The sequence below is a fragment of the Burkholderia sp. Ac-20345 genome, assembly GCF_017104825.1.
In the GTDB taxonomy this organism is placed as follows: domain Bacteria; phylum Pseudomonadota; class Gammaproteobacteria; order Burkholderiales; family Burkholderiaceae; genus Burkholderia; species Burkholderia lata_B.
In genome coordinates, this window is record NZ_JAAGPO010000403.1 from 1 (window position 1) to 3,513 (window position 3,513).

At 69.1% G+C, this 3,513-nt stretch carries 4 protein-coding genes and 1 pseudogene; all 5 read left to right on the forward strand.

The genetic code is table 11. From position 1 onward, the window contains the following. Positions 1 to 64: 64 nt before the first annotated feature. Positions 65 to 211 (forward strand): annotated as a pseudogene (locus G3O06_RS47300) (two-component sensor histidine kinase); the annotation flags it as partial. 100 nt (positions 212 to 311) lie between these two features. After that, the gene (locus tag G3O06_RS47305) at positions 312 to 1,796 is read left to right on the forward strand and encodes a DegQ family serine endoprotease (RefSeq protein WP_174986015.1); all 1,485 of its coding nucleotides are present in this window, start codon (positions 312 to 314) and stop codon (positions 1,794 to 1,796) included. Positions 1,797 to 1,900: 104 nt separating this feature from the next. Further along, the gene (locus tag G3O06_RS47310) at positions 1,901 to 2,338 is read left to right on the forward strand and encodes a carboxypeptidase-like regulatory domain-containing protein (protein WP_174915324.1); all 438 of its coding nucleotides are present in this window, start codon (positions 1,901 to 1,903) and stop codon (positions 2,336 to 2,338) included. 132 nt (positions 2,339 to 2,470) lie between these two features. Further along, on the forward strand, positions 2,471 to 2,830 hold the full coding sequence (locus G3O06_RS47315) for a DUF427 domain-containing protein (RefSeq protein WP_089473479.1): 360 nt from the start codon (positions 2,471 to 2,473) through the stop codon (positions 2,828 to 2,830). A gap of 28 nt (positions 2,831 to 2,858) precedes the next feature. Continuing rightward, on the forward strand, positions 2,859 to 3,513 hold a 655-nt coding region (locus G3O06_RS47320; RefSeq protein ID WP_205820194.1), incomplete at its 3' end, for an SRPBCC domain-containing protein.

Genomic DNA, 3,513 nt, shown 5'->3' on the forward strand with positions numbered 1-3,513 from the left:
ACGACGACCACAGAGTGTGACAAGATAGTCAACACTATTTCCCTACCCGACGCTCTTCCGATCTGGGCTCGCGATCGTCAAGCGCGTGGCCGCGCAGCAGGGCGCGACGGTGTCGCTCGGCGACGCGGCCGCGGGCGGCCTGCTCGTCAGCGTCGTGTTCCGCGACGCCGAGATGCCGGCCGAGGCGCCGCAACCGTCCGAATCCGTGTGAAGAACGGCGCCGGCGGCCGCTTAAGCCCCGCTTAAGGCTGATTAAGCCTCCTTTAAGTCAGGGTCGTTACGCTGCGTCCTAACAAAGAGGAGGTCCTACGATGAACACCCGATTCCTTGCGCGCGGCGCCGTCGCGGTCGCCGTGGCGGCCGCCCTGTCCGCCGGTTATGTCGCCGGCACCCGCCGCGCCGATCCGCAGATCATTACGCCCGCGCAGGCTGCCGCGCTGATGCCGGCCGAAGCCGCCGCCAAGACCGGCATCCCCGATTTCTCGGGGCTCGTCGAGACCTACGGCCCCGCGGTCGTGAACATCAGCGCGAAGCACGTCGTGAAGCAGGTGTCGCGGCGCGTGCCGCAGCCGCAACTGCCGATCGATCCGAGCGACCCGTTCTACCAGTTCTTCAAGCACTTCTACGGCCAGGTGCCGGGCATGGGCGGTGACGCGCAGCCGGACGACCAGCCGAGCGCGAGCCTCGGTTCCGGGTTCGTCATCAGCTCCGACGGGTACATCCTGACCAACGCGCACGTGATCGACGGCGCGAACGTCGTCACGGTCAAGCTGACCGACAAGCGCGAATACCGGGCGAAGGTCGTCGGCGCGGACAAGCAGTCCGACGTCGCGGTGCTGAAGATCGACGCGAGCGGCCTGCCGACCGTGAAGATCGGCGATCCGGCGCAGAGCAAGGTCGGCCAGTGGGTCGTCGCGATCGGTTCGCCGTACGGCTTCGACAACACGGTCACGTCGGGCATCATCAGCGCGAAGTCGCGCGCGCTGCCAGACGAGAACTACACGCCGTTCATCCAGACCGACGTGCCGGTGAACCCCGGCAACTCGGGCGGCCCGCTGTTCAACCTGCAGGGCGAGGTGATCGGCATCAACTCGATGATCTACTCGCAGACGGGCGGCTTCCAGGGCCTGTCGTTCGCGATCCCGATCAACGAGGCGATCAAGGTGAAGGACGAGCTCGTGAAGACGGGCCACGTGAGCCGCGGCCGTCTCGGCGTCGCCGTGCAGGGGCTGAACCAGACGCTCGCGAGCTCGTTCGGACTGCAGAAGCCGGACGGCGCGCTCGTCAGCTCGGTCGACCCGAACGGCCCGGCCGCTAAGGCCGGCCTGCAGCCGGGTGACGTGATCCTGTCGGTCAACGGCTCGCCGGTTGCCGATTCGACGTCGCTGCCCGCGCAGATCGCGAACCTGAAGCCGGGTTCGAAGGCCGACCTGCAGATCTGGCGCGACAAGTCGAAGAAGTCGATCAGCGTGACGCTCGGCGCGATGGCCGACGCGAAGCTCGCGTCGAACGACGGCGGCCCGGTCGAGCAAGGGCGCCTGGGTGTCGCGGTGCGTCCGCTGTCGCCGCAGGAGCGCAGTGCCGACAACGTGTCGCACGGCCTGATCGTGCAGCAGGCCGGCGGACCGGCCGCCAACGCGGGCATCCAGCCCGGCGACGTGATCCTCGCGGTCAACGGCCGCCCGGTCACGAGCCCCGAGCAGTTGCGCGACGCGGTCAAGGGCGCGGGCAACAGTCTTGCTCTGCTGATCCAGCGCGATAATGCACAGATCTTCGTGCCGGTCGACCTGAGCTGACCGGCCACGGCCGACGGCCGGCCAGGCCGGCCGCGGCGGGCGCCGCCGCCGTTCGAACGCGTGACGCCGCGCCCTGTATGTGTTCCGACCCCAAGGAGAGAGCCATGCAATATCTACGCAACGTGTCCCGATTTGCCGTCGCCGCGGCGCTGGCCGCCGGCCTCGCAGCCGGAGCGACCGGCGCGTACGCGCAGTCGGACGGCTTGCCCGCCGCGCGCCAGCAGGGCGACGTCACCTTCGTGTCCGGCGGCGTCGGGCAGGACGAATCGACGGCGTTCCAGCGCAACGAGCCGAGTTGGCCGCTGGCGCTGCGGTTCACCGGCAAGGGCGGCGAGTTCCTGGCCGACGTCCATGTGCGGATCGTCGACGGCAAGGGCGCCGAAGTGCTGAAGACCGACGCGCGCGGGCCGTACATGCTCGTGAAGGTGCCGCCGGGCCGCTATACGGTGTACGCGTCGTACCAGGGCAACGAGGAATCCCGCGCCGTCACGGTCGGCGCGAAGGGCGGCGCGAAAACCGCATTCCAGTGGAGCGCGCAGTAGCGCGCCGCGCGCGGCCCCGGCCGGGGTCGCGCATTCGGCTGCGGTTTCGCCCATAATGAAAGCCACGGCACCCGTGCCGTGGCTTTTTCGTTTCCTGAGTCCGGTCTGGCCGGGCCGCCCCAAGGAGAAACGATGTCCGACGCAGCCGACCCTCGTCTCGAAATCGTGCCGAACCGCCATCGCGTGCGCGTGATCCATCGCGGCATCACGTACGCCGATTCGCACGGCGCGCTGACCGTGCGCGAAACGGGCCTGCCGGACACCCACTACCTGCCGCGCGGCGACGTCAACATGCGCCGGCTCGTGAAATCGGGCGTCACGTCCGCTTGCCCGTTCAGGGGCGAGGCCGTGCACTTCGACTTGCAGACGGAAGACGGCGTGATCGAGAACGCCGCATGGAGTTACGAGGAACCGAAGGCGGCTGCGTTGGCGCTTGCGCACTACGTCGCCTTCGACGCCGCACGGATCGACAGTCTCGTCGAGACGTCCTGATGCGGCGCGTGTTCATCGGGGAGGCGTCATGGAACTGAACGACACATTACGCGTACCGCTCGCGCCGCCTGTCGTGCGGGAGGCGTTCGAGGATCTTGCGTTGCTGCGCGCGAGCTTCGACCATTGCGAATCCTTCGTGAAGCTCGCGGACGGCGAGTTCGCGCTGACGATCACGGTGCCGCTCGGCCCGCTGCGCGCCCGCTACGACGTGCGTGCGCATGTGGCCGCCGAGCAGGGCGACGCGGAAGGGCAGCCGCGCCGCGTGCTCAACTTCAAGGCGCGGGCCGACGGGCTCGGCGCACTGCGCGGCCAGGTCGAACTCGTGCTGATGCCGGACGACGACGCGAACGCCACGCGCATCGAGTACGTGGTCTGGGCGACGGCGAGCGGCCCGCTCACCGAACTGCCGGGGCGGCAGATCGAAAATACGCTGCGCGAATGGACCGACGATTTCTTCCGTGAATTCTGCGCGGTTGTCCAGGCGAAGCACGGTCTCGCACCGAATCGCGCGCGCTCGGCCGCACCGCGGCGCCAGCATGTGTTCCTGCGTCCGGCGGCGCTGGTGGCCGCGACGAAGCGTTCGCTGCCGCCGCACCTCGGCGGCGCGCTGACCGGGCGTGCCGCCAGCGCGCTCCCGCATCGCGGCTCCGGCACGGTGCCGGTCTGGGCGTGGGCCGCGATGA